This window comes from Halorientalis pallida (genome assembly GCF_004118325.1).
GTDB lineage: Archaea > Halobacteriota > Halobacteria > Halobacteriales > Haloarculaceae > Halorientalis > Halorientalis pallida.
Map to the genome: position 1 here is coordinate 292419 of NZ_RDFA01000004.1, position 24349 is coordinate 316767.

The window sequence follows — 24349 nt, forward strand, 5'->3', positions numbered from 1 at the left end:
TTCACGCCAGCAGTAAGACGACCCAGAGCAGAACGTATGTTACAAAGTGTTCAGATTCGACGAGCTGTGAGAGTCCGGATAGGTTTTGCCAGCGACCGATCAGTCCGATCACGACGAAGGAGTACCCGGCCCCGACGAGGAGGGGGGCGGTGTGGACGATCCGCAGGTGGTCACCGGCGACGGCGACCGACAGAAGGCCGATCGTCAGCAGGTTCACCAGGTAGAGCGCCCGCCGGGTCCCGTCGAGTCCGTACAGGACGGGGATCGTGTCGACGCCGATCACTTCGTCGCCCTCTCGATCCGGGATGTTCCCGACTTCCGCGAGGACGAACACCCGCAGGAAGAAGTAGGTGAACACGGTCATCGTGGTGAGCGTGACGCCACCGCCGGCGAACGCGATCGGGAGGAAAGTGATGGTGACCGCCCACGCCACTGCGATCATCGCCGTGTTGAGTAGGAACTGCTCTTTCAGCCGGTAGAAGGCCTCGGTGACGCCGTCGAACCAGTTGGCAGCGTAGAACACCCAGAAGAGCCCGGGAAGTAGCGTCAGCGCCAGCGAGAGTGGACCGCCGAGCGCCGCGATCGTGACGGCCAGTCCGTACGCCCCCGCGGCCAGCGGATAGAGAAAGCGCTCGAACCGACGGACGAACGCCGCCTTCCGGCGGTCCGTGAGGGCGTCCGTCTCCACGTCGGTGATGCGGTCGTTCGCGTACACGGCGAAGGTGACCAGACCGACGACGGGCGGCGCCGGGTTCGGCGGGACCTCCAACACCAGCATCGCGACGCCGACCTCCGTCGTCGCGAGAACGGCGACGTACACGGAACTGTACTGGAACACCCGCCACGCACGACACAGCGCCCGCCACACGGTCGCGATCACCCGACCGTGCTGTTTCGATGTCTGTTCGATCTCTCCGGATCTGTATTCTTCTTTTGCCATTTATCTGTCATTGCAGGAAAAGATATACGCCGTTTTTCCCTGCAGTCTTATATTAGAATATTTTTATTTTTAAATGACCGGGTGCACGCCGAATTCACCTCAATTGGCAGAAATAGTATCATCGAATCACCACGATTACGAGGACCGGTGTCCTGGTCTGCCGTTTCGGGCCCGCAGTCGACACCGATTTCACCGCGGCCCCGCAGGTCGAGGGCAATGGCCGACAGTCCGCGGATCGTCGTCGATCCCGTTCGCCCGCTGGTGGACGAGCGGTTCTCGATCCGTCTCGTCGGATTCCCGTCGCGGCGACGGGTGACCGTCCGCGCCCGGATACCGCTCGACGGTCGGCTCTGGGAGTCCAGAGCGACGGTCCGGACCGACGCCGGCGGCACCGCAGACCTCGACACCCAGCGACCGCTCGCCGGCACGTACGGCGCCGCCGACGCGATGGGGTTGCTCTGGGCCGCCGAACGGATCGGCGACCGCCCCGCACCCCGCGAACGGACGCGGACCGACGGCGACGTCTCGCTCGTCGCGATCGTCGGCGGACGGCGCGTCGCCAGCACGACCGTCCAGCGGCGCTTCCAGCGCGACGGCGTCACCGTCACGTCGGTCGACCACCCCGATCTGGTCGCGCGCCTGTACGACCCACCCGTCGAGTCCGCCGGCGACGACGGTACCCATCCCGGCGTCGTCCTCCTCGGCGGATCGAGCGGTGGCTTCCCCTCCCGGCGTGTCGCCTCGTTGCTCGCTTCGCGTGGCTACGCCGTGCTGGGACTGGCGTACTTCGGCCGCGAGGGCCTCCCGAGTCGTCTCGTCGAGGTACCGCTGGAGTACGTCGAATCGGCAGTCGACTGGCTCGCCGCCCGTGACCGGGTTCGACCCGACCCGCTGGGTGTCGTCGGCTGGTCCCGTGGCGGCGAACTCGCCTTGCTCACGGCCACCCGCTGTGAGCGCCTCCGGACCGCCGTCGGGTACGCGCCCAGCACCATTACCTTCCAAGGTAATACATTGTTCTCGGATCCCGGATCGGCCTGGACGGCCGACGGCGAGGGGCTGCCGTACGTCCCGCTCGCACGGCCGCTCGGGTTCCGGACTCGCGCCGTCGCCCGGTGGCTCCGCGGTCGGCCGCTCCCGGTCCGGCCGCTGTTCGAGCAGGGACTGGCGCGAGCGGGCGACGAGCGGGTCCGAGCGGCCACGATCCCCCTCGAAGCTGTCGGTGGTCCCGTGTTGCTCGTGACCGGTGACGACGACCGCGTCTGTCCGGCCGACACGCTCGCCACGCGGGCGGTGGCACGGCTCGACGCGCGAGCGGGCTCACACCCCTGCGAGCACCTCCAGGTTCCCGGTGCCGGACACGACATCAAGGTCCCCTATCACCCGACGACGGAGCGAGCGACACGGTCGTTCCCGGTTCCCGGGCGGTCACTGGCGCTGGACATGGGCGGCACCCCCGCCGGGTACGCCCGCGCCGACGAACTGGCCTGGGAACGAACGCTAGCGACGCTGGACCGTGGGTTGCGCTCCTGACTCAGTTCTCCGGCGTTTCGTCCTCGCCGGTGTCCTCACCGTCGTCGGCGGCGAGCCGGTCGACCAGCGCCGCGCGCTGTCCGGCCGAGAGGTCGCCGGTCAGACACTCGACGAACGGGGCCACGAGGTCCTCTCGGACCCGGAGGTCGACGTACTCGAGTTGGCCGTCGGCCACGATGGCGTCGAGTTCCCACTCACCCACGTCGGGATCGGTCATGCGGATGTCTACCCACTCGTCGTCGAGCGCCGCGTCGGGTTCCTGCGCGTCTGCTGTGGACATAACGACGCTAGTACGACGGAATCCGGCATAACTGTATCCGCAGGCGAATGATAGCATCCGTCAGCCCCGAAACCGGGTGATCGGGGGCGATAGCTCTTTGTATGCGCGGTATCACTGCGTGTACATGCCGACGATCAGCGCGCGGCTGTCGGAAGACGAGCTGGCAGAGCTGGAGCGAGTCGCGGAGCTACTGGACGACGACCGCAGTACGACGATCAGGAAGGCCCTCGAAGAGGGGCTGGCGGAGTTACGTGTTCGCGAGGCCGTCGGGCGCTACCAGCAGGGTGACGTTGCGGTCACCGAGGCGTCCCGGATCGCGGGCCTCTCGGTCGCGGAGTGGCTCGCGGTCGGCCGCGAGCGCAACCTCACCACGCAGTTGCGCGCGGCCGACCTCCGGCGGGACGCCGACGACGCGAGAGAGCTGTGAGCCGCATCTACGTCGACGCCACGGTCCTGGTGGCCCTCGGGCAGGTCGGGGAACTCGACCTGCTCGGTGCCTTCGACGGCACTGTCGTCGTCCCCGACGGCGTTCGGGACGAAGTGACGACCGAACCGGCCCGGACGAACCTCGACCGGTTCGTCGACGACCACGACGTCGTGACCGGTTCCGTCGAGACCGACTGGACCGAGGACGCCATGCGCGTACTGGACGCGACGGCCCCGACCAGCGACGTGCGCGTGATCGAGGGTGTCCTCGACGCGACCGATGGATCGGATGTGGGGGACGACGACACGGGTCCGACGGTCGGCCTGCTCTCCGACGACCGGCGACTCCGAACCGTCGCGGAGGGGTTCGGCGCGACCGTGTCCGGTACTTTCGGCGTCGTCGTCCGGGCGGCGGTCTCGGACAAGTACTTCTCGCAGTCACAGGCCAAACGGGTCGTTCGCCGGATCGACAGCCACGGTCTGCACCTGACCGGCGAGTTGCGCGAACAGGCCGTCGGCTCCGCGGAATCATAGCTGGAAAGGGACAGCGGTTGGTTGATCGCCGCCCTGCCACCGCAGGGACGCAGACACTGCCGGTCTCGCGGGAACACATTCAGCAGAGCTGTTCCCTGCTCCCGCTCGACTGCCAGCGATCAGTCCTACGGACTGAGTCGCTGCCGGTCTCGCGGGAAGAGAACGGCTTCCCGGATGTTGCCCAGCCCGAGCATCGTCATGATGAGGCGCTCGCCGCCGAGGCCCCAGCCGGCGTGGGGCGGCATGCCGTACTTGAACATCTTGGTGTAGTACTCGAAGGCCTCGGGGTCGAGTCCCTGCTGTTCGAAGCCCTCGACGAGGTGGTCGTAGCGGTGTTCACGCTGCCCGCCCGAGACCAGTTCCATCGACGGGTGCATCATGTCGAAGCCCGTCGAGACGTCCGCGTCGTCGTCGTGATCCTTGATGTAGAAGGGCTTGATCTCGCTGGGCCAGTCCGTGATGAAATAGTGTTCGCCCACCTCCTGTCCGAGGACGTGTTCTGCCTCCGTCGAGAGGTCGTCGCCCCACACGAGCACTTCGTCGAGTTCGCCCGTCGCGTTGATCCGTTCGAGGGCCTCCTCGTAGGTGATCCGCGGGAAATCGCCTTCGGGGACCTCGAATTCGTCCTGCAGATCCAGCGCGTCGAGTTCGTCCTGGCAGTTCTCGGCGACGCCCTCGTAGGCCGCTTTCACGATGGTCTCGCAGGCGTCCATCGCCTCGGTGTGGTCGTAGAAGGCCGACTCGAAGTCGATGGAGGTCGCCTCGTTGAGGTGCCGGGGCGTGTTGTGTTCCTCGGCGCGGAAGATCGGGCCGATCTCGAAGACGCGTTCGAGGCCGGAGCCGACCATCAGTTGCTTGAACAACTGGGGGCTCTGGTTCATGAACGCCTCGCGGCCGAAGTACGTGATCGGGAACAGCTCGGTCCCGCCCTCGGTTCCCGTGGCGACGATCTTGGGCGTGTTGATCTCCGTACAGCCCAGGTCACGGAAGGCGTCGCGGACTGCCGCCAGTGCCGCGGCGCGGATCTCGAAGATAGCCTTGACCTCGTCTTTCCGGAGGTCCAGCGTCCGGTTGTCCAGCCGGGTCGGGAGTTCGGCGTCGACCTTGCCGGAGGGGTCCAGCGGCAGTTCGGGGTCGGCCTCGGCGACCACGTCGACGGAGTCCGGGACGATCTCGACGCCGGTCGGCGCGCGCTCTTCTTCCTCCACGTCACCGGTCACGGCGACGACGCTCTCGCGGTGGACGTCCAGCCCCGTCTCCACGAGATCGTCGTCCATCTCGTCTTTCTCGAACTTGACCTGGATCTTCCCGGTCGTGTCGCGGATGATGATGAAGGCGATACCACCCAGGTCGCGGATCTCGTGGACCCAGCCGGCGACGGTGACCGTGTCGCCCGGCTCGGCGTCTGCAGTGTAAGTGCGGTCGTCCATGCTGTCCGGTATCGGCGGCCGGGACTTAAGCCCCCGCGTTTCCCGTCAGGCGGGGACGGGCACGGAATGAGTCGGACGCCCGGCGACGGTACACTTTTTGTCGGGTGCCCAGTCCACTCGCTATGAGCGACAGAGACGATATCGTCGAGCTCGACGCGCTCGATCGCCACATCATCTATCGGCTCCAGCACGACGCGCGCAACACGTCCGCGAGCACGATCGCCGAAGAGATGGAGGTGGCGGCGAGCACCGTCCGCAACCGGATCAATCGACTCGAGGACCGTGGCGTCATCAAGGGCTACTACCTCGACGTCGACTACGAGCGGACCGGGTTCCAGCTCCACACGCTCATCATCTGTAACGCCGATATACCGGAGCGTGAGGAGCTGGCCAGCCAGGCCCTCGAGATCGAGGGCGTCGTCGCCGTCCAGGAAGTGATGACCGGAAACGAGAACGTCCACGTGGAAGTCGTCGGGAGCGACGGCGACGACCTCAGCCGCATCGGTCGTGAACTCGACGCGCTCGGCCTCGAGGTCCTCGACGAGGACCTCATCCGGAACGAGTACGTCCACCCCTACGAGGGGTTCGCCCCGGATCGAGGCCTCTCGAAGTAGCGTAACGTTTCGACTCTTTGCGCGCCCATATTTTCCGCATTGCGCAAAATAATCGGTCTATTTATCCCGTTCCAGCAACGACTAGCGATCAGACGGCGGACGAACCACTGGATTCGGGCGGCACATCGCCCGGAGGGCCTAGCGTCTGTCGATCGAGCATCCAACGATGACGACTCAAAACCGGCCGATTCCCGGCGATTTACTCGCTGACGACGGACCGATCCTGATCGTCGGCAGTGACGATGCCAGGGGGGTCGCTACGCGACTTGCCGAATCCGCAACGGTTCGGTTCGCCAGCGCCGATGCGGGACTCGTTCGGCAGGCGACCGCCGCCGGACTGGACGCCAGTCACGTCGATGTGACCGACGCAGGGAGTCTCCGTGGGGTAACGGCGGGGATCGACACGGCAGTCGTTACTTTCGACCCGGACCGCACGGCGCTGTTGACGGCGCAGTTGCTCCGCGTGAGTTGCGGCGTCGAGACCGTGATCGCGTGTATCGCCGAGCGAGCGTACCGTGACGCGTTCGAGAACGCGGACGTTCACTTCCTCGACGCATCGTCGTTGCTGGCCGGTGCCGTCCGTGATCAGCTCTCGTCCCCGGAGCCGGGTTCCTGAGAAAACCCACTTCTACTGTCATTTCCACCCCACACAATGCCGAAAGAACTCGAACGTGATCTCGGACTGCCCGCAGTGATCGCGATCAGCGTCGGTGCGATGGTCGGGAGCGGTATCTTCATCCTGCCTGGACTGGCGCTGAAGACAGCCGGCCCAGCGGTCATCCTGGCGTATCTGGTCGCCGGAATCCTCGTCTTGCCCGCCGCCCTGAGCAAGGCGGAGATGGCGACGGCGATGCCCGAAGCCGGCGGGACGTACATCTACATCGAGCGGGGGATGGGTCCGTTACTCGGCACGATCGCCGGCGTGGGGACGTGGTTCTCGCTCGCGTTCAAGGGCGCGTTCGCGCTCATCGGCGGCGTCCCGTACCTGCTGTACCTGTTCGAGCTCCCGGTCAAACCCGTCGCGCTCGCGCTAGCGGCCCTCCTGATCGTCGTCAACCTCGTCGGCGCGAAACAGACCGGCCGACTCCAGATCGGGATCGTCGTCGTGATGTTGCTGGCGATGGTGTGGTTCGTCGTCTCCGGCCTCCCGAACACGACCGGGAGCTACTACGGCGGGTTCTTCGAGAAGGGCGCCGGTGGGCTGCTCGCCGCGACTGGACTGGTTTTCGTCTCCTACGCCGGCGTGACCAAAGTCGCCAGCATCGCCGAGGAGATCGAAGATCCCGACCGGAACATCCCCCTCGGGATCCTCGCCTCGCTCGGGTTCACGACGGTGCTGTACGTCCTCATCGTCGTCGTGATGGTCGGCGTGACGCCGCCGGCCGTGCTGAGCGACTCGGCGGTCCCGATGATCAACGCCGCCGAGGCGACACTCGCCTTCCCCGGCGTAGTCGCCATCATCGTCGCAGCCGTCCTCGCGCTGATCAGCACCGCCAACGCCGGTATCCTCTCCTCGTCACGGTACCCGTTCGCGATGGCTCGCGACAAGCTCGCTCCCCCGTCGCTGACGGAGATCCACGAGTCGTGGGGGACCCCGTCGAGAGCGATCACGCTCACCGGCGTCGTGATGGTGTTGCTCATCGCGTTCGTGCCCATCGAGGAGATCGCGAAACTTGCGAGCGCCTTTCAGATCGTCGTCTTCGCCCTCGTCAACGGTGCAGTCGTTGCCTTCCGCGAGGGTGACGTAGGCGAGTACGACCCGAGTTTCGAGTCGCCGCTGTACCCCTGGACCCAGATCGCCGGGATCGTCGGCGGACTCGCGCTCATCGGCTTCATGGGCACGATCCCGCTTGTCGGGGCGCTCGTCATCACTGTCGGGTCGGTCCTGTGGTACCTCTACTACGCCCGCGGGAAAGTCGAGCGCGAGGGGGCGGCGACCGACGTACTCCGGCGAGCGATCGGGCAGGAGGCCATCGAACGCACGAAGTCGACGTTCGAGGAGATCGAGGGGTACGAGGTGGTGGTCGCGATCACGGAAGCCACGAGCGCGGACCGCGAGCGGTCGCTGGTCCGGATCGCCGCCGACATCGCCCGAAAGAACGACGGGAGCGTTACCGTCGTCCAGTTCGACGAGGTGCCGGATCAGGCACCGCTCGGCCACGCCTCCGAGACCATGTCGGCGTCCGACGAGGACTTCGAGCGACGCACGGCCGAATTAACGGAGGAGTTCGACGTCCCGATCCAGTACGGCGAGCTCGTCAGCCACGATGTCAAGCGAGCGGTCGTCAACTTCGCCGAGGACGAGGACGCCGACTTCCTGTTGCTCGAACGTGAGGACGCTTCGCCGTACGCGTCGATCTTCGGCACGAGCGGGGAGTGGATCACGCGGAAGGCCCCCTGTGACGTGTTGTTGATCGAAGAGCGGGACCTCACGGACATCCACTCCATCACGGTCGTGACCGACGACGGCCCGTTCGATCCGCAGAAAATCGCCATCGCGAACGCGCTGGCGAGCGAGACGGGGTCGCGAATCGACCTCCGCTACCCCGTCACCGGGAGCGCGACCGAACCCCAGCGCGAGACCATCGAGGAGTATCTGTCCGAACTGGAGGAGCTCTGTTCGGTGCCCGTCTACCGCTCGATCGTCGAGAGCGACGAGCCAGCACACGACTTCGTCTCGGCCACCGACCCGGCCGACGTGTTGATCATCGGGACCGACGGCGGTCGCCTCCGGAGCAACCTGTTCGGCCGGCCCGCCGACTGGATCGTCGACAGCGTCGACTGTACTGCCGTCCAGATCGAACCGGCCGGCTCCGACGGACCCGGGTTCCTCCGGCGGGTGGTCGAGCGACTCGTCTTCTGAGTCCCGGTCGAAACGACCGCTCCCCGGCCGAGCGCCGACGCCACGCCGGCGAGTCTCACCGCGGACATCCAGGAGACATTTTTAGGCGAACCGAAAGCACTAAACGCGTGTTTAGGTATGCCTAAAACAAAGTGGAGACGACACACACCGCGCCGACACGCCGACAGTACATCACAGGCGGGAGTGCGCTGGCGGCCGGCGGCCTGCTCGTGGGCTGTTCGGACATCGTGGGCCAGGGAGAGGGGGATAGCGGCGATGGAAACCGGACGGATTCGGGCGGGTCCTACACGGTCGAGATGGCACCGACGGGCGAGGGCAGCTTCGACAGCGTACCCGAGACGTGGGCGGTCTACTGTCCCGGGTACGCGGACATGGGCGTCGCGCTCGGGCAGGCGGACGGCCTGCAGAGCGCCGGCTACAAGCCCCGCTTCTACACCCGCTGGTACGACGAACTCGACGGAGTCAGCGTCGACAAGGACTCGCTGTACGAACTGTACCAGAGCGGGATCGACCAGGAGATCTTCTTCGAGATGGACGCGGACGTCCACGTGATCGACCCGAACTGGCTGATCAACAACTTCGACGGCTGGGAACGAACTGACGTCGACGAAATCCGCGACACAGTCGGGCCCTTCGTCGACAACCTCATCTTCCGACAGACGGGCGTCTGTCACGGGGACTACCGTTACTACTCGATGTACGAGGCCTTCGAGAAGGTCGCCGAGGTGTTCCAGGCGACGGATCGGTACGAGGCATTCGAGTCCCTCCACGACGAGTACGTCCGGGGCCGGGTCGCAGACGCCCTGCCACCCGAGTCCGAACGTCCCACCGGTCTGTTCGCCCACGCCAACGGCACCGAGCCGGAGGTGTTCTCCCCGTACCGCTTCGACACCGGCGGGACCAGCGTCAAACACTGGCGTGACCTCGGCGTGAGAGACGCGCTCGTCGGGACCGACGTGCAGGGGTTCAGCTCGACGAACCGCAAACGCATCGACTACGAGCAGTTGCTCGAAATCGACCCGGACGTCCTCTTGCTCGAGGGCCACGGGAGCAAGACGGCCACCGAGTTCGAGAACACCGTCGTCGAGTACATGCGCAACCACGACGTGGCGAGTGAACTGACGGCCGTCCAGAACGGCCGCGTCTTCAGAGGCGGTCCGACCTACCAGGGACCGATCTACAACCTCTTTCTCGTCGAGCGCGGGGCGAAGGATCGGTACCCGGACCGGTTCTCCGGCGAACTGTTCGACCGCGACCGCGTCGCCGACATCGTCGCTGGGGCGCTCTGAGATGCCACCGGGATCGACGGACTACAGTCTGGGGGGTGACCGCTCTCGATGACCGAAGAGGAACGGGCGAGCGAAGACGGGGACCGAAGTCTCGCGGATCGGACGACGCCGTGGCGGGCACGCGAGACTGGCGCTGGCGGCGGACTGACGGGCCGTCTGGTCCGCCGGTTCGCGTGGCTCGACGCCCCGTTGTTCGCCCTGATCCTCGGGAGTACGGCCGTCGTCGTCGTCGGGGGACTCGTGCAGGTCAGCATGGGCTCTTACGAGATGACCATCGGCCAGGCCTGGGCGGCGGTGTTCAACCCCAACGTCCTGTTCGACCCACAGGCGTGGGACGCGTTCCTGCTCGGCGAGGCCGTCCCGGAGATGCGTACCGAGAGCCTGATCGTCTGGAACATCCGACTGCCACGGGTGCTCGTCGCGGTTCTCGTCGGCATGAACCTCGCGGTCTCGGGCGCGATCTTCCAGGCCGTGACCCGGAACGAACTCGCGAGCCCGTTCATCCTCGGCGTGTCCTCGGGTGCCGGGCTGGCGATCCTGCTGACGCTCGTGGCCTTCGCCGGCGTCACGCTCGTCGTGCCGCTGGTCGTCACCGAGATCACGCTCGGACTCTCGGCCCTCTTGCCCGTGATCGCCGCGATCGGCGGGATCGCCGCCTTCCTGCTGGTCTACGCCATCGCCTGGAAGAACGGGACCTCGCCGGTACGGCTGGTGCTCGCCGGCGTCATCGTCAGCACCGTCTTCGGCTCGCTCCAGACCGCGATGTTCTTCTTCGCCGATAACATCGGTGTCGTCCAGTCGGCGATCCAGTGGACGACGGGCTCGCTGACCGGCGTCGACTGGGAACAGGTCCGGATCGCGATCCCCTGGACCGTCTTCGGGCTCGCACTCGCGATCCTGAGCGACAGACAGCTGAACGTCCTCCTGCTGGGCGAGAGTACCGCGAAGTCCCTGGGGATGCGCGTCGAGCGCGCGCGGTTTGGTCTGTCGGCCGTCGCGGTCCTGCTGGCCGCGGCGAGCATCGCCGTCGCCGGCATCGTCAGCTTCGTCGGCCTGATCGTCCCTCACGTCGTCCGCAACGTCGTCGGCAGCGACTACCGGAAGCTGCTGATCGGCTGTCTGTTCGCCGGCCCGGCGCTGATGGTCGCCGCCGACGTGGGCGCGCGACTCGCGCTGCGCCCCACGCAGATCCCCGTCGGCATCGTCACCGGCCTCGTGGGTGGGCCGTACTTCCTCTATCTGATGCGCAGGCAGGAGAACCTGGGTGAGATCTGATGGGGGAACGCGGATTCGCCACGGACGGCGGCGTCGGCTCGACACTGGGTGGGGACGACGACGGAGATGGGACCGACGACAGCCCCGCGACCGACAGCGACGGGGGCGGCGCGAGCGAGTTCGGCGGCGAGGACATCGTGGTCGGCTATCCAAACGCCGACGAGCCGGTGGTCGACGGCGAGTCGATCCGCGTCCCGCCGGGCGAGGTGACCGCCCTCGTCGGCCCCAACGGGAGCGGCAAGAGCACCCTGCTGAAGGGGCTTGCCGACCAGTTGTCCCTGGACCGGGGCACCGTCCGGGTCGACGGCACCGAGGTCCACGAACTCGGGGCGAAGCGACTCGCCCGGAAACTCGGCCTGCTCTCGCAGGACAACGCCGCGCCCAACAGCATCACCGTCGAGAAACTGGTCGCACACGGCCGGTATCCCCACCGCGGCGCGTTCGAGTCGCTGTCAGACGCCGATCGAGACGCCATCGACCGCGCCATCTCGATGGCCGGCGTCGACCACCTCCGGGACCGCGAGGTCGGGAGCCTCAGCGGCGGCCAACAGCAACTGGCCTGGATCGCCATGGCGCTGGCTCAGGAGACCGACGTACTCCTGCTCGACGAACCGACGACGTTCCTCGACCTGCGCCACCAGCTCCAGGTGATGGAGATCGTCGAACGCCTCCGCGACGAGAGCGAGACGACCGTGGTGCTCGTGCTCCACGACATCGAGCAGGCGGCCCAGTACGCCGATCACGTCGTCGCGCTCGAAGACGGCGCGATCTGCGCCCGCGGTTCGCCCGAGTCGGTCGTCACGGAGGGCCTGCTGGCCGACGTGTTCGGCATCGACGCCGCGGTCACGAGGACCGACCACGGCCCGCAGGTCACGCCGCTGCGGGCGCTCGGCGATGGAGACGGCGGGAACGAAACGGGCGAATCGGACGGAGCCGAAGAGTAGTCAGTTCGCGTCTCGCGCGCCTTCGACGGTCTCGCGGACGGCCTCGACGCCCTCGTCGTGGACGAGATCGCCGACGATCACCACGTCGGCCTCCTGGGCCATCTGGTGGGCCGAGTCGTAGTCGTGGATGCCGCCGCCGTAGAACAGCGTGGCTTCCTCCAGGGCCTCGCTTGCCGCCCGGACCTTCGATGGGTCACCCAGCGTGCCCGAGTACTCGACGTAGACGATCTCCTGGCCGAACATCTGTTCGGCGACCTCGGCGTAGGCGGCCACGTCGTCGGCGTCCTGCTCGCAGTTGGCCCCAGTGTAGGTAGCCACGGACGCCTCCGGGTTGAGGACGATGTACGCCTCCGTCCAGGTGCGCGACCAGTCGATGTCGTCGTCCAGCCGGACCCACTCCTTGTGTGCGCCGGTCGTCCACGTCACGTCGCCGGCGTTCATCACGATGGGGACGAGGTAGCCGTCGTGGACGTCGCTGTGGACGACCGAGGACGGGTTGGACGGTTCGATGTACATCGGGATGTCGTACTTGCCGCAGGCCTCGACGACCCGCTCCATCTTCTCTTCGGTCATCCCGGTGGTGCCGCCGACCTCGATGGCGTCGGTCCCGGTCGCCGCCACGTCCTCGAACGTCTCACCGTCGACCAGCGACTTGTCCGGGTCGATCTTCAGGATGTGATCCCACTCCGTCCATGGCCCGCTCATACCCGGCAATTCCGACGAACCGTGAAAACTACTTCGGAAAGGCAGTCGGACGCGCCACGCCGCTCTGGGAGTCGGCGAATCGATGGGTCAGTCGCCCTCAGCTGCCACTCATACGGGGCGGCGAGTGCGAGCGCCCCAGCGTTCCACCGCGTCGGTCTCGGCGATACCGAGCGCCGACAGGACCCCGCCGACGATCGCGACCAGCCAGGCGCGTGGCAAGTCGGCCACGGGCACGAGACCGACGGTCGCGACGAGCACGCCGAGCACGAAGACGGCCTGGACGAACACGACGGCACCGGCGGCCCGCACCCGACCGACGCCGGCGCGGCCGCCGACGGCGAGGCACTCCGCGACCGCGTGCCCCGAGACGACGACCACCCCGACCAGCGTGACCGACGTTCCGGCGGCCAGGACGGCCGCGAGCGCCGCGCCCTCGACGAACCGGTGGAGCGCGACGGCCCCCGCGGTCACGTCCGCACAGAGCCCACACCCGCCCCAGGTCGCGACCAGGACGCCTGCGGCTCCGCCCACCACGATACCGACGGCGCCGACCGACGGCTGTCGGAGGCCGACCGACAGGACCGCCGTCACGCCGACCGCGACGAGCAGTGCGCCGATCGCGACGTCGAGCCGCCGGGTGCCGTCCGGTGCCCGGTTTCGTCGCCCCGCGGCGACCACGCCGGCGAGCAACCCGACAGCCGTCACGGCCGCAACCGCAGGCCACGGATCGATCCCGGCGGCATCGCGGGTCGGGTCGGCTCCGTGCGCGGCGACGGGTGCGACGCCGAGACACGCCCCAGCCAGCGCCGGGAGCGCCGCCGCCACCACCCGACCCCACCGTCTCCGAGACGGAATGGGCGCCATCAGACCGCGTCTGGACCACGCTTGCCGGTGCGGATCTGGACGGCGTCGTCGACGTCGACGACGAATATCTTCCCGTCGCCAGGGTCGCCCGTGTGGGCGGCCTCGGAGATGGCGTCGACGACGTCGTCGGCGGGGACGTCGGCGACGACCGTCTCCAGTTTGACCTTCTCGTGGAGGTCGACGACGTACTCCTCACCGCGCCACTGACCTTTCTTGACCGGCTGGCTCCCGCGGCCGCGGACGTTCGTCACCGTCAGCGACGGTGCGCCGACCTCCGCCAGGCCCTTTTTTACCTCGCTGAGCTTCCCCGGTCGGATGAACGCCACGATCATCTGGATGTCGGCGGCCATCCTCAGTCGTCACCCCCGTCGGTGACGGCCGGGCCGTCGGACGGCTGGCGCGAGCCACCGGTCCCAGCGATGCCGCGGTCGCCGAACTCGGGATAGGTCTCGATGCCGTGTTCCGAGGCGTCCAGCCCTTCGAGTTCCTCCTCGCGGTCGACCCGTGCCCAGCCGAGGGCTTCGAGCAGGCCGTACGCGACCAGCGTGATCACCGCGGCCCAGGCCGCGAGGACGACGATCCCGACGATCTGGATACCGAGTTGGCCGAACGAGAACGCCGCGTTCGTGTTGACGAACGGGACCGCCAGCGCGCTGAGTGCCCCTGCGGACCCGTGAACCGGGAAGACGGCACAGACGTCGTCGATCCCGACGCGTTCGAGCACGTCGAAGACCAGCACGACCTGGACGCCGGCGATGAATCCGACGACGAGCGTCGCCGCCCAGCTGGCGACCGCCGCGATGCTACAGACGCTGACCAGGCCGGCGAGCAGGCCGTTCGCGGTCATGAGCGTGTCGACTTTCCCCTGCCGGACCAGTCCGACCAGCGCCGCACCGATGCTGCCGGCCCCCATCACGAGCGCCGTGTTGATCGCGACGCGGCCGGCGTACGCGTAGTCGGCGAGTGCCAGCGCACCGGCGTCGGTGACCTGGAACACGTTGATCGCGGTCCCGATGTTGAAGCCGTACCAGCCGAACGCGAGGATGAGTGTCCCGAGGACGGCGTAGGGGAGCGAGTGGCCCGGAATCACGTTCGCCGTGCCGTCGTCGTCGAACTTGTCCACCCGTGGTCCCACGACGTAGGCGGCGACGAGTCCACAGACTCCACCGACCATGTGGACGACCGTCGCGCCGGCGAAGTCGATGTAGCCGAGTTGTCCGAGGAAGCCACCGCCCCAGGTCAGTCCGGTCGCCACCGGATAGATGAGCGCCCCGACGAGGACCGTGAACACGAGGTAGCCGCCGAGTTGCGCCCGTTCGGCGACGGCCCCGGAGACGATGGACGCCGCGACCATCGAGAACGCCGCACCGAACAGGATCGAGGCCCACGCGGTCGACCCGGCCGAGAGGTGGCCGAACGGCGCAGTGATCGCGCTGCCGGAGGTGAGGCTGGCGACGACCGCGGACACCGCGACGCCGACCACGAAGTACGCGATGACGCCGACGCCCCACGTGAGGACGTTCTTCGTCAGCTGGTTGGCGACGTTCTTCGAGCGCACCTGGCCGGACTCGAGCATCCCGAAGCCGGCGTGCATGAAGAACACGAGAGTGGTCGCGACGAACACCCAGACGAGGTTGACCCCCTCGGCGACGACGCCCGGGTCGACCTGTAGCAGGCCCGTCATCTCAGTCGTCCCCCGTCGAGGTCAGGTCGTGGTCGGTGTGACACGGTTCCGGTGGGAGCGTGATCGACGGATTCTCGTCGAGGAACCCTTCCGGTTTGAGCGAGAAGCTGGCGATCTCGACCGGCAACACCGGCCAGTCCTCCGCGCGGGTCACGTGATTGACCCCCTGCGTGTACCAGACGACGACGTCCTCGCCGTCGAGGTCCCGGTCCTGTTCGACCCACTCGGCGAGGCCGCCCGTCTCGTCGTTCTGGTTGGGGTAGTCGCCGGCGGCGTACATCTCGTCCTCGTCGTACTGGGTCGCCCAGAAGTTGTGGTCGATGAAGCCCGCGCGCTTGCTGGTGCTGGAGTTGGGCCGGGCCGGTGAGACGACGTTGTCGTGTGGTTCGAGTTTGTATCCGCAGGGACGACCGTAGGAGTTCGTCGTCTCCGTGCTCTCGACACGCCAGTACTTGCCGTTCAGCGGATCGATGTCGTCGGGCGACTGGCCTTCCGTCTCGACGAGCGTCTCCTCGGCCTTGAACGCCTTCCTGCGCTCGTCACCGACCGGTTCGTTGTGGACTTCCTTGACGCGGTTTGGCGTGCCGTCGATGTCGAAGTCCAGCCGGAAGTTGAAGTGGTGCTGGTGGATCGGCGTCTTGAGCTGTGGGGCGACGATGGCGTACTCGCCGTTCGTGTCGGTCGCGTCCACGCCCGCGGGCACGACCCCGTTCGAGTCGATCCCCGTCAGCCTGACTTCGCCCTCGATGGATCCGTCGGGGTAGAAGTACCAGTAGAACCCGTAGTCGTAGTTGTACACCGTCGCGATGAACGAGATGACCAGCCGGCGACGCCGACGAATCTCGGTGTGACCCTTCCGCCACTCGGTGTGTTTCCAGAGGACGCCGTCGTCCTCTTCGTGCATGCAGACGGCGTTCTCGAGGACGTCCGCCTCGCCGTCGGTGTCGTTCATCACGGCGTCGAAGTAGTGCATCACGCCGAGGCAGTCACACCCCTCCGTCAGCGTGTTCGCCATCCGACCGACGTGGAACTCCCCGATGTCGAACGCCTCCTTCCAGGAGTGGTTCTCGTCGCTGTCGCCGTACGGAACGGCCATCTCGGAGGCCGACGCCCGGTGGAGCACCTTCCGTTCTTCCTCGCCGTCGTCGAAGGACACGTCGTGGAAGACCAGGCCCTCCCGGGGCGTCCAGCCGACGCGGAACGACCAGTCGAGCCACTCGACCTCGTGGCCGTCGACCTCGAAACTGGGGCCGTCGGGCTGGACGACGTCGAGGTGTTCGAAGTCGTCGCGGGTGTCGACGCGATCGGCACGGAAGTCGGCGTCTTCAGGTGGGAGCGGATTCTCCTCGTCGACGACGCCGTTGTCTTCGATCTTCACGACCTCCTCCGCGTCCATGTCGACGAACGCGAACAGGCCCTCGATGGGACGGGCGTACCCGTTGTCTTCGGGTTCGGTTCGAATCCAGGAGATAGCCCGGAGGAGCCGCCGATCCTCGTACTCCGGGGGTTCGAAACCGCTGGCCGGCCAGGGGTCGACGATCGCGAGGTCGAAGTTCTCGACACCGCGTTTGGCCGCCGCCTCCTGCCACTCCGGATCGTTCTTGACGATCTCCGCTGCGAGGTCGACTTCGTCGGGGGAGATCGCCGGTTGGACACCCTCCACGTGGTCGACGGACCGGAGTTCGCCGTCGGTGATCGAGACCGTTGCCTCGTACGTCTCCTCGTCCTGCCGAACGATGATGAACGCGTCCCGCTCGAACGCATCACCAGGTTCGTACGCCTCTACTACCGCTTTCGACGGTTCGTCGAGGACTACCGTGTGATACACGGCGTCGTCTCCAACGTCCCACTCGGTTTCGAGCACGTTGACCGCGGCCTCGACCTCGCCGCTCGTCAGTGGATCGAGCGGGTGATCCGGTGCCTCTTCCGCCGCCTCGGTTTGGCTGTGAGTCGTCGTCATATTTTTACTAATTTACGAATTTTCTGAATTCCCAGCCACTATTCTCCCAAACGCACCACGCTTACACAGCATTATGCATCAGAACCAGACGAACCGGGAGTTGATATGAATGGTTCACCACCGCGGAGTGGTAAACGTCTGACCGGGCGTCTGGACGCCCAGGGCGGACGTTCGACGAATCACCGGCACGGCGGACGGGGCGACGGGAATAAACACATAAATTTTTTAAATCTACCCATATCCACAACATTTAGTCATTTATCCGAGTTTAGAGACAATATTCACCATACAATGTGGCATTATATTAGGAAAACCTACATTGATGTCGAAGTTCAGTGATGGCACGTGACGTCCGACGGTATGTACCTCCGGGAGATGGGCCTCTCGGAGTACGAAGCGAACGCGTACGTGAGCCTGCTGCAACAGGGGACGTCGCCGGCCAAGGACGTCGCTGCGTCCGCGGACATCCCGCAGTCGCGAGTGTACGACGTACTCGATTCACTGGAGTCGAAGGGGTTCGTGAAGGTTCAACCCGGCCGTCCCAAACAGTTCGGGTCGGTCGAGCCGAGCACGGCCGTCGAGCAGTTCTGCACGTTCAAGCAACGCGAACAGACGAACGAACTGGAGGAGATTCGGACGCTCGGCGAGGAGTTCGTGGAGACGGTCGACGAGAGCGATCCCGGGGCCGCCGCCCCGGAGACGGATATCGGCTGGTCGTACCCGAACCGACACTACATCCTGGAACGGCTCGAGTTGCTCACCGACGAAGCGGAGTCCGAGATCCACATGATCACGACCCCGAAGAGTTTCGAGCGAATACTCAACCACCACGGGTCGCTCCTCGAACGGAGGGCCGACAGCGGCGTCTCGATCCAGGCGCTGGTCGCCGACGACCGGTCGATCAAGGCCCCAGTCCGGGAGCGCGCGACCGCGATCATGGACATCCGTCGGGTCGAAGAGATCCGGGGGCGGCTGTACATGTACGACGCGACGGAGATTCTTCTGGCCTACCACGTGCCCAACGAGGACGGCTACGTCGGCATCTCGACGGCGAGCAGTCACCTCTGTGTGACGTTGAAACACCTGTTCGAGGTCCAGTGGCAGGACGGCACCCCGCCCCTCGAGGCGTAGTCCGGGACCACCGACCGGGCCTGGTCGTTCAGTCCGCGGCTTCCGCGCCCGCCTGCTGTTGCCACTCGCGGATCTGGTCGGCACTGACCCCCTGGACCGTCGTCGCGACCGCCTCGGGGTCGACGGTCTCCAGGTCCGCCAGCGTCTCGATGTCCGCGTCGGCCAGTTTCTCGGCCGTGCGCTCGCCCAGCCCGTCCAGATCCACCAGATCGTCGACCGCCTGCCGGGCCTGATACTCCTGGTAGTTACAGATCGGACAACCCAGTTCCCAGGGCTCGTCGCCGTTGTGGACGATCAACTCGGGCAGATCGTGCTCGTCACAGCGCTCGTCGGTCACCTCGATCTCGCCCCGGCGCGGCAGCGGCAGGGAGTACTCACAGTCTGGGTACCGCGTACACCCGACCAGCCGCGACCCGTTCCGGAGCTGTTTGATCGCGAGGTCACCCCCCTCCTCGGCCCCACAGTCCGGGCAGTCGCCGATCACCTCGTCCTCGCTCTCGTCGGCCTCGTCGGCCGCACACTGGGGACAGCCGTGGACGAACGTGTCCCGCCCCGCGAGCATCTTGACGTGCCGCAGGCCGTGCTCCTCACACGCTTCCTCCAGCACCTGGGGCTGGCCCGTGCTCGGCAGGGGCAGGGTGTACCGACAGTCCGGGAAGCCGTCACAGCCCACGAAGTGGGAGCCGTGGCGGCTCTTCCGGATCAGCAGGTCGTGGTCGCTCTCGGGACAGGGGCCCAGCGTGCGGTCGGCCTTCAGCGACTGCTGGAGGTGATCGCCGACCTCCTCGCGGGAGTCGTGGAGTTCCTCGAACACGCGTTCGAGCATCTCCCGTGACTCCTCGGTCACGTCGTCGAGCGTCGCCTCGCCGCTGGCGATAGCCGCCATGTCGGCCTCGAGTTCGGCAGTCATCTCCTCGCTGACGACGTGGTCGGCGAACTCCTCGGCGGCCTCGACGACGGCCTTGGCCAGCGTCGTCGGCCGGGGCGGGTCGTTCTCGATGTACCCGCGGTCGTACAGCTTCTCGATCACGTTGTGCCGGGTCGCCTTCGTCCCGATACCCATGTCCTCCATGCGCTCGATCAGCCGCGACTGGCCGTAGCGACGGGGCGGCTGGGTCTGCTTGGCCTCCAGTTCCACGTCCGACACTGCGAGTTCCGCGCCCTCCGCCACGTCGGGGACGAAGTTCTCGCTCGCGCTGGAGTAGGGGTAGACCGCGTGATACCCCGGTTCCACCAGACGCTTGCCGTTTGCCTTCAGCTGACAGCCGTTGGCGTCCGCGACGACGCGCAGGTGTTCCCAGGTCGCGGGTTCCGCGACGGTCGCGAAAAAGCGGCGGACGATCAGTTCGTAGACCTCCCACTCGTCGTCGTCGAGTTCGCTCCGGTTCGGGAGTTCGCCCGTCGGGTGGATCGGCGGGTGGTCGGTCGTCTCCTCGTCGCCACGCGTGGGTTCGATCTCGTCGAGGTTGAGCAGGCCGGCGGCGTCAGCGCCGAAGGTGTTCGTGTCGGTGAATGCCGCGAGCAGTTCCTCTGGGTCGAGGTCCTCGGGGTACACCGTGTTGTCCGTGCGCGGGTACGTCACGTAGCCGGCGGTGTACAGTTCCTCGGCGATGCTCATCGCCCGCTGGGCGGAGTAACCCAAAGAGCCCGCGGCGCTGATGAACTGCGTGGTGTTGAACGGCGCGGGCGGGTCGTCGGTCCGGGTGCGCCGCCGGACCTCGGTGACGGTCGCGCTGGAGGCGTCCAGCAACCGCTCGTGGGCCTCGTCGGCGGCGTCCTCGTCCCAGACGCGTTCGGCCTCCTTGCCGTCGTCGTCGTAGAAGTACTGGGCCTCGAAGGCGTCGCCGTCGTCGGTCAGGTCGGCGAACAGCTCCCAGTAGTCGTCGGGCTCGAAGGCCTCGATCTCCCGTTCGCGGTCGACGATGAGCTTCAGCGTCGGCGACTGCACCCGCCCGACGGAGATGAAGTCGTCACCCAGTTGCCGGGCCGACAGCGACAGGAATCGGGTGAGCGCCGCCCCCCAGATCAGGTCGATGATCTGACGGGCCTCGCCCGCCGCCGCGAGGTCGAAGTCCAGGTCGTCGGGGTCCCCGAAGGCGTCTTTCACCTCGCGTTCGGTGATCGAAGAGAATCGGACCCGCTTGATCGGCACCTCGGTCTCGTCGCGGATGATCTCGTAGGCCTCCTTGCCGATCAACTCGCCCTCGCGGTCGTAGTCGGTCGCGATGACGGCCTCGTCGGCCCGGCCCGCGAGCTGGCGGAGCGTGCGGACGATGTTCTCCTTGGTCGCGGACTTGGTGATCTCGGCGTCGATCAGCTCGACGGGTTCGACGTCGCGCCAGTCGCCGTACTCCGGCGGGAAGTCGACGCCGACGACGTGGCCCGACAGGCCGACGACGCGCTTGTCGCCCCAGCGATAGACGTTGACGCCGTTCTGACGTTCGGCCTGAGCGCTGTCCTCGCTGAGGATCTCGGCGATGCGCCGCGCGGCGTTGTCCTTCTCCGTGATGATCAACTCCACGGCGGCCCACCTCCCGGTGCGTGGGTGGTCATTCGCCAGGGCCTAAGCGCAGACAGGTTTTGAAGCTTTCGTCCCAGTGAACCGAGGAATCGCAGGACTGCGCGGGGACATACGTCCACGCACCGGCGAGCGCGCAGGTTCAAGGCTTATCAGTTCGCGGCCGCCACAGTAGACCGATGCTCCGCCGCCTGCTGTCGTGGCTCGGATCGGCCGACGACCGCCCAGCCGAGCCCGCGGACCGGGCCGCACGCATTCGCGAGATCGGGCGCGATCCGCTGGCCCACGGCCACGACGCGACCCAGGACGTCCTCGCGGGACTGTCCGACGAGTCCCCACTCGTTCGGACCACCGCCGCGGAGGTGCTGGGCTCGGTCGAAGTCTACCACGAACTGGTCGCCGCCGATCCGCTGGTCGAGCGCCTGGACGACCCCGAGCGGTCGGTCCGACTCGCGGCGGCCGAGGCGCTGACAGTCACCACCGACGCGACGGTCGTCGACGACGTACTGCCGTACGCACTCGCCGACGACCCCGGCGTCCGCGCCGCCGGCGCAGTCGGCCTGTATCACGCGCTCTCACGGGTCACCTACGAGTTCGCGCCGGCACAGGTCGAGGCGCTGTTCGACGCCTTCGCTGCCACGAACGCGGGCGACGCGGGGGCCGAGGACGACGCGCTAGCCCGGGAGTACCTGCTCTCGGCGATCGCCCGGGGTGTGGCGGCGCGAGATCTGTCCGCCCTCGACGCGGATCGGACGGACATTCTCGTGACCGCGCTCGACGACACGATCTCGGTCAGCGGACAGGCCGCCGCCCTGCTCGGCCAGGTCGACGACGAGACGGCGCGCACAGCGCTCCGGGACGCCCGCGAGAGCCACGCCGACGAACGAGTGCGGGACGCTGCGGCCGAGGCGCTGACCGACGGTGCCGAGTGAGAGTCCCAGTCAAAAAGCGCTCGCGGTGCTATCCCTCTAGCTCTTCACGCAGCAACTGGTTCACGTCGCCCGGATCGGCACTGCCGCCGGTCTTCTGCATCACCTGCCCGACGAGGAAGTTGATCGCGTTGTCGTCGCCGTCGTGGTAGTCCTCGACGGCACCGGGGTTCTCGTCGACGGCCTCGGTGACCGCGGCGGCCACCTCGTCGCCGCTGGTCTTGCCCAGGTCCGCTTCCTCGACGACGGCGTCGGGAGTTTTCCCCTCGTCGAGCATCGCCCGGAGCACGGTTTCACGGGCGTTCTTGGCCGTGATCTCGTCCTCGGCGACGAGTTCGACCAGGCGCATCACTTCGTCGAACCGGTCGTCGATGTCCGTGATCTGCATGTCGCGGTAGTTCAGTTCACCGAGGAGGTTGTCCGCGACCCACGTCGCCGCGAGGTCGGGGTCGAACTCCTCGGCCACGTCCTCGAAGAAGTCCGCGACCTGCTTCGTACTGGTGAGTTTCGAGGCGGCCTCGTCGCTGAGGCCGTACTCGGCCTCGAAGCGCTCGCGGCGGGCGTCGGGCAGTTCCGGGATGGCGATCCGCTCTTTCCAGTCGGCTACCTGCAGCGGCGGCAGGTCGGCCTCGCGGAAGTAGCGGTAGTCTTTCTCCGCTTCTTTCGAACGCATCGAGACCGTGTTGCCGTGGGTCTCGTTGAAGTGACGTGTCTCCTGCTCGACCGCCCGGCCGGACTCGACGAGTTTCTTCTGCCGGGACTTCTCGAAGGCCAGGGCCTTCTCCGCACCCTTGTGACTGGAGATGTTCTTGACCTCCGTCCGGTTGGCGTCTTCCAGTACGGACTCGGGAATCGCGCCGTCGTCGTCGACGTCCTCGGCGGGCACCATCGAGAGGTTGGCGTCGATCCGGAGCGACCCGTCACGGCCGGGGTCGAACACGCCGAGATATTCCAGCACCTCTTCGAGTTTTTCGAGGAACTTCCGAACCTCGCCCGGTTCACGGAAGTCCGGTTCCGTGACGATCTCCATCAGCGGCGTGCCGGCGCGGTTGTAGTCGATCAGCGTGTAGTCGGCACGCTCGATGGAGACGGTGCGGCTCTCCAGCCCCTCGGTGCCCTCGCGGACGTGTTTGATGCTCCCGGGGTCCTCTTCGAGGTGGGCCCGGCGGATGTCGACGCTCCGGCGGGTCCCGTCGACGTTGAACTCCAGTTCGCCGTCCTGGCAGATCGGCGCGTCGTACTGCGTGATCTGGAAGTTCTTGGGCAGGTCGGGGTAGTAGTAGTTCTTCCGGTGGAACGTCGTCTCCTCGGGAATCTCGGCGTCGATGGCCTTCCCCACCTTGACCGCGGCCTCGACGGCCCCCTCGTTGGGGACCGGCAGGGCACCGGGGAGACCGAGACAGACGGGGCAGGTGTGGGTGTTCGGCTCGTCGTCGCCGACGTCGGTCGAACAGCCACAGAAGATCTTCGTTGCCGTCTCCAGCTGGACGTGGACCTCCAGCCCGATGACGGCGACGAGATCCCCCGTTTCGGCAGCCTGTGCAGTCATTATCTCGCGAAACGTGTGCCGCCGGCTAAAGGCTAACGACCCGGGCGAGTGCTGGCCGTCGCCACGCCGCGGGCGACCGCAGACGCACCTTTCTTGTCCGTGCTCGCCCAAGTTCCAGTATGGTCTGTGACAAACTGCGCCGCCTGAGTTACGGCTGGTTACTCGTTCAGGGACTACTGGCCGCCGCCAGCCCGAAACGAAACATCAAGCTCAACGCCAAGCTGTGGGGAATGGCCTTCGAGAACGCCGACGAACTGGAGCCGAAACCGTGGTACGTCCGCTCGGTCCGCGCTGCAGGGGTCGGGATGCTCGCGGCCGGCGGCGTCGGCCTCCTGCTGGAAGACCGGGCCAGCGAGGGTGACGAAGCCGAGACGATCGACGAACCGGACGAACCGATCACGGTCGAGACCGACGACGCGTAAGGGACCCGCTGCCCGCCCCGCCGACCCCGTTTTCACCAGCCGCGTTCCTATCAGAAGCTATGTGAATGTCTGACGTAACTTTATGCCGACAGGGACGGGCTGTATCCCTATGGCGAGCGGCAATCGCGTCGAGGAACTCGAATCGCGCGTAAACGAGCTTGAGGCGACGGTCGACGGCCTGACCGACGAACTCGTCGAGTGCAAGGTCCGCATTCGCGAGCTGGAGAACGTCGTCGACGCCGAAGTCGGACTGGACACCATCGACGGGAGCGGCGTCGGGTCGTCGACGCCCCCGGCGGAACGCGACGCCGACGGCGCGACGCCCGAACCGGAGCCGGAACCGACCGCTGACGCGGAGCCGGCCGAAGCGCCTAAATCCGAGGCCGCCGAGGCGGAAGACGAGACGGAGTCCGAGGGAAGCGACATCATCGTCGCCTGACGGGCTCCGGCCACGAGCACCCC

The 24349-nt window shown here is 66.8% G+C and carries 23 protein-coding genes; 13 read left to right on the forward strand and 10 right to left on the reverse strand.

Going from position 1 to position 24349, the window contains the following annotated elements:
* Position 1: 1 nt before the first annotated feature.
* Positions 2-940 carry a UbiA family prenyltransferase gene (locus tag EAF64_RS12990; protein ID WP_129069423.1) on the reverse strand — a complete coding sequence of 313 codons (939 nt, stop codon included), beginning with the start codon at positions 938-940 and terminating at the stop codon, positions 2-4.
* A gap of 216 nt (positions 941-1156) precedes the next feature.
* Between EAF64_RS12990 and EAF64_RS12995 the strand changes: the two genes are divergently transcribed.
* A complete protein-coding gene (locus tag EAF64_RS12995; protein WP_129069424.1) occupies positions 1157-2470 on the forward strand; it encodes an acyl-CoA thioesterase/bile acid-CoA:amino acid N-acyltransferase family protein in 1314 nt (437 codons plus the stop codon).
* 1 nt (position 2471) lies between these two features.
* Here EAF64_RS12995 and EAF64_RS13000 read toward each other — a convergent pair whose 3' ends face one another.
* Positions 2472-2750: a hypothetical protein gene (locus tag EAF64_RS13000; RefSeq protein ID WP_129069425.1), complete on the reverse strand. Its 279-nt coding sequence runs from the start codon at positions 2748-2750 to the stop codon at positions 2472-2474.
* Between the two features lie 124 nt (positions 2751-2874).
* On the opposite strand from EAF64_RS13000, the gene EAF64_RS13005 reads away from it, so the two are divergent.
* Positions 2875-3177 carry a hypothetical protein gene (locus EAF64_RS13005; protein WP_129069426.1) on the forward strand — a complete coding sequence of 101 codons (303 nt, stop codon included), beginning with the start codon at positions 2875-2877 and terminating at the stop codon, positions 3175-3177.
* Positions 3174-3710 carry a hypothetical protein gene (locus EAF64_RS13010; RefSeq protein ID WP_129069427.1) on the forward strand — a complete coding sequence of 179 codons (537 nt, stop codon included), beginning with the start codon at positions 3174-3176 and terminating at the stop codon, positions 3708-3710. Before EAF64_RS13005 ends, EAF64_RS13010 begins: the two co-directional genes overlap by 4 nt.
* A 125-nt stretch (positions 3711-3835) precedes the next feature.
* On the opposite strand, the gene aspS is transcribed toward EAF64_RS13010, so the two are convergent.
* Positions 3836-5140, reverse strand: a complete 1305-nt coding sequence (aspS, locus tag EAF64_RS13015; protein WP_129069428.1) for an aspartate--tRNA(Asn) ligase — start codon at positions 5138-5140, stop codon at positions 3836-3838.
* A gap of 122 nt (positions 5141-5262) precedes the next feature.
* On the opposite strand from aspS, the gene EAF64_RS13020 reads away from it, so the two are divergent.
* The 6 genes from EAF64_RS13020 (at position 5263) to EAF64_RS13045 (ending at position 12125) form a co-directional block, all read left to right on the forward strand.
* Entirely contained in the window at positions 5263-5754 is a 492-nt protein-coding gene (locus EAF64_RS13020) for an Lrp/AsnC family transcriptional regulator (protein ID WP_129069429.1), read from the forward strand.
* 166 nt (positions 5755-5920) lie between these two features.
* Entirely contained in the window at positions 5921-6370 is a 450-nt protein-coding gene (locus EAF64_RS13025; RefSeq protein WP_129069430.1) for an NAD-binding protein, read from the forward strand.
* A 36-nt stretch (positions 6371-6406) separates the two neighbouring features.
* Positions 6407-8617, forward strand: coding sequence for an amino acid permease (locus tag EAF64_RS13030; protein ID WP_129069431.1), 2211 nt, complete (start codon positions 6407-6409; stop codon positions 8615-8617).
* A gap of 131 nt (positions 8618-8748) precedes the next feature.
* A complete protein-coding gene (locus EAF64_RS13035) occupies positions 8749-9906 on the forward strand; it encodes an ABC transporter substrate-binding protein (protein ID WP_129069432.1) in 1158 nt (385 codons plus the stop codon).
* 48 nt (positions 9907-9954) lie between these two features.
* Positions 9955-11181, forward strand: a complete 1227-nt coding sequence (locus EAF64_RS13040; protein ID WP_129069433.1) for a FecCD family ABC transporter permease — start codon at positions 9955-9957, stop codon at positions 11179-11181.
* Entirely contained in the window at positions 11181-12125 is a 945-nt protein-coding gene (locus EAF64_RS13045) for an ABC transporter ATP-binding protein (protein ID WP_129069434.1), read from the forward strand. The genes EAF64_RS13040 and EAF64_RS13045 overlap by 1 nt, the downstream gene beginning before the upstream one ends.
* Here EAF64_RS13045 and EAF64_RS13050 read toward each other — a convergent pair whose 3' ends face one another.
* The 5 genes from EAF64_RS13050 to EAF64_RS13065 form a co-directional block, all read right to left on the reverse strand.
* Positions 12126-12830, reverse strand: coding sequence for a phosphoglycerol geranylgeranyltransferase (locus tag EAF64_RS13050; protein WP_129069435.1), 705 nt, complete (start codon positions 12828-12830; stop codon positions 12126-12128). It lies immediately after the preceding gene.
* A gap of 108 nt (positions 12831-12938) precedes the next feature.
* Positions 12939-13655 carry a hypothetical protein gene (locus tag EAF64_RS13055; protein WP_129069436.1) on the reverse strand — a complete coding sequence of 239 codons (717 nt, stop codon included), beginning with the start codon at positions 13653-13655 and terminating at the stop codon, positions 12939-12941.
* Positions 13656-13693: 38 nt separating this feature from the next.
* Positions 13694-14044: a P-II family nitrogen regulator gene (locus EAF64_RS21040; RefSeq protein ID WP_193767673.1), complete on the reverse strand. Its 351-nt coding sequence runs from the start codon at positions 14042-14044 to the stop codon at positions 13694-13696.
* Between the two features lie 2 nt (positions 14045-14046).
* On the reverse strand, positions 14047-15378 hold the full coding sequence (locus EAF64_RS13060) for an ammonium transporter (RefSeq protein ID WP_193767674.1): 1332 nt from the start codon (positions 15376-15378) through the stop codon (positions 14047-14049).
* A gap of 1 nt (position 15379) precedes the next feature.
* Positions 15380-17338 carry a primary-amine oxidase gene (locus tag EAF64_RS13065; RefSeq protein WP_129069437.1) on the reverse strand — a complete coding sequence of 653 codons (1959 nt, stop codon included), beginning with the start codon at positions 17336-17338 and terminating at the stop codon, positions 15380-15382.
* 345 nt (positions 17339-17683) lie between these two features.
* Here EAF64_RS13065 and EAF64_RS13070 point away from each other — a divergent pair, with 345 nt between their 5' ends.
* A complete protein-coding gene (locus tag EAF64_RS13070; protein WP_129069438.1) occupies positions 17684-18469 on the forward strand; it encodes a TrmB family transcriptional regulator in 786 nt (261 codons plus the stop codon).
* A gap of 28 nt (positions 18470-18497) precedes the next feature.
* Here the strand turns inward: EAF64_RS13070 and EAF64_RS13075 are convergent, their stop codons facing one another.
* Positions 18498-20990, reverse strand: coding sequence for a DNA topoisomerase I (locus tag EAF64_RS13075; protein WP_129069439.1), 2493 nt, complete (start codon positions 20988-20990; stop codon positions 18498-18500).
* Positions 20991-21166: 176 nt separating this feature from the next.
* Here EAF64_RS13075 and EAF64_RS13080 point away from each other — a divergent pair, with 176 nt between their 5' ends.
* Positions 21167-21919, forward strand: a complete 753-nt coding sequence (locus tag EAF64_RS13080; RefSeq protein WP_129069440.1) for a HEAT repeat domain-containing protein — start codon at positions 21167-21169, stop codon at positions 21917-21919.
* A gap of 28 nt (positions 21920-21947) precedes the next feature.
* Here EAF64_RS13080 and gatB read toward each other — a convergent pair whose 3' ends face one another.
* Entirely contained in the window at positions 21948-23465 is a 1518-nt protein-coding gene (gene gatB, locus EAF64_RS13085; protein ID WP_129069441.1) for an Asp-tRNA(Asn)/Glu-tRNA(Gln) amidotransferase subunit GatB, read from the reverse strand.
* Positions 23466-23584: 119 nt separating this feature from the next.
* Here gatB and EAF64_RS13090 point away from each other — a divergent pair, with 119 nt between their 5' ends.
* Both EAF64_RS13090 and EAF64_RS13095 read left to right on the forward strand, forming a co-directional pair.
* Positions 23585-23887: a hypothetical protein gene (locus EAF64_RS13090; protein WP_129069442.1), complete on the forward strand. Its 303-nt coding sequence runs from the start codon at positions 23585-23587 to the stop codon at positions 23885-23887.
* A gap of 109 nt (positions 23888-23996) precedes the next feature.
* Positions 23997-24326, forward strand: a complete 330-nt coding sequence (locus EAF64_RS13095; protein WP_129069443.1) for a DUF7518 family protein — start codon at positions 23997-23999, stop codon at positions 24324-24326.
* Positions 24327-24349 lie beyond the last annotated feature (23 nt).

Coding starts and splice junctions, on each gene's coding strand:
- EAF64_RS12990 (WP_129069423.1), bottom strand. CDS start 940: ATGGCAAAAGAAGAATACAGATCCGGAGAGATCGAACAGACATCGAAA.
- EAF64_RS12995 (WP_129069424.1), top strand. CDS start 1,157: ATGGCCGACAGTCCGCGGATCGTCGTCGATCCCGTTCGCCCGCTGGTG.
- EAF64_RS13000 (WP_129069425.1), bottom strand. CDS start 2,750: ATGTCCACAGCAGACGCGCAGGAACCCGACGCGGCGCTCGACGACGAG.
- EAF64_RS13005 (WP_129069426.1), top strand. CDS start 2,875: ATGCCGACGATCAGCGCGCGGCTGTCGGAAGACGAGCTGGCAGAGCTG.
- aspS (WP_129069428.1), bottom strand. CDS start 5,140: ATGGACGACCGCACTTACACTGCAGACGCCGAGCCGGGCGACACGGTC.
- EAF64_RS13020 (WP_129069429.1), top strand. CDS start 5,263: ATGAGCGACAGAGACGATATCGTCGAGCTCGACGCGCTCGATCGCCAC.
- EAF64_RS13025 (WP_129069430.1), top strand. CDS start 5,921: ATGACGACTCAAAACCGGCCGATTCCCGGCGATTTACTCGCTGACGAC.
- EAF64_RS13030 (WP_129069431.1), top strand. CDS start 6,407: ATGCCGAAAGAACTCGAACGTGATCTCGGACTGCCCGCAGTGATCGCG.
- EAF64_RS13040 (WP_129069433.1), top strand. CDS start 9,955: ATGACCGAAGAGGAACGGGCGAGCGAAGACGGGGACCGAAGTCTCGCG.
- EAF64_RS13045 (WP_129069434.1), top strand. CDS start 11,181: ATGGGGGAACGCGGATTCGCCACGGACGGCGGCGTCGGCTCGACACTG.
- EAF64_RS13050 (WP_129069435.1), bottom strand. CDS start 12,830: ATGAGCGGGCCATGGACGGAGTGGGATCACATCCTGAAGATCGACCCG.
- EAF64_RS21040 (WP_193767673.1), bottom strand. CDS start 14,044: ATGGCCGCCGACATCCAGATGATCGTGGCGTTCATCCGACCGGGGAAG.
- EAF64_RS13060 (WP_193767674.1), bottom strand. CDS start 15,378: ATGACGGGCCTGCTACAGGTCGACCCGGGCGTCGTCGCCGAGGGGGTC.
- EAF64_RS13065 (WP_129069437.1), bottom strand. CDS start 17,338: ATGACGACGACTCACAGCCAAACCGAGGCGGCGGAAGAGGCACCGGAT.
- EAF64_RS13080 (WP_129069440.1), top strand. CDS start 21,167: ATGCTCCGCCGCCTGCTGTCGTGGCTCGGATCGGCCGACGACCGCCCA.
- gatB (WP_129069441.1), bottom strand. CDS start 23,465: ATGACTGCACAGGCTGCCGAAACGGGGGATCTCGTCGCCGTCATCGGG.
- EAF64_RS13090 (WP_129069442.1), top strand. CDS start 23,585: ATGGTCTGTGACAAACTGCGCCGCCTGAGTTACGGCTGGTTACTCGTT.
- EAF64_RS13095 (WP_129069443.1), top strand. CDS start 23,997: ATGGCGAGCGGCAATCGCGTCGAGGAACTCGAATCGCGCGTAAACGAG.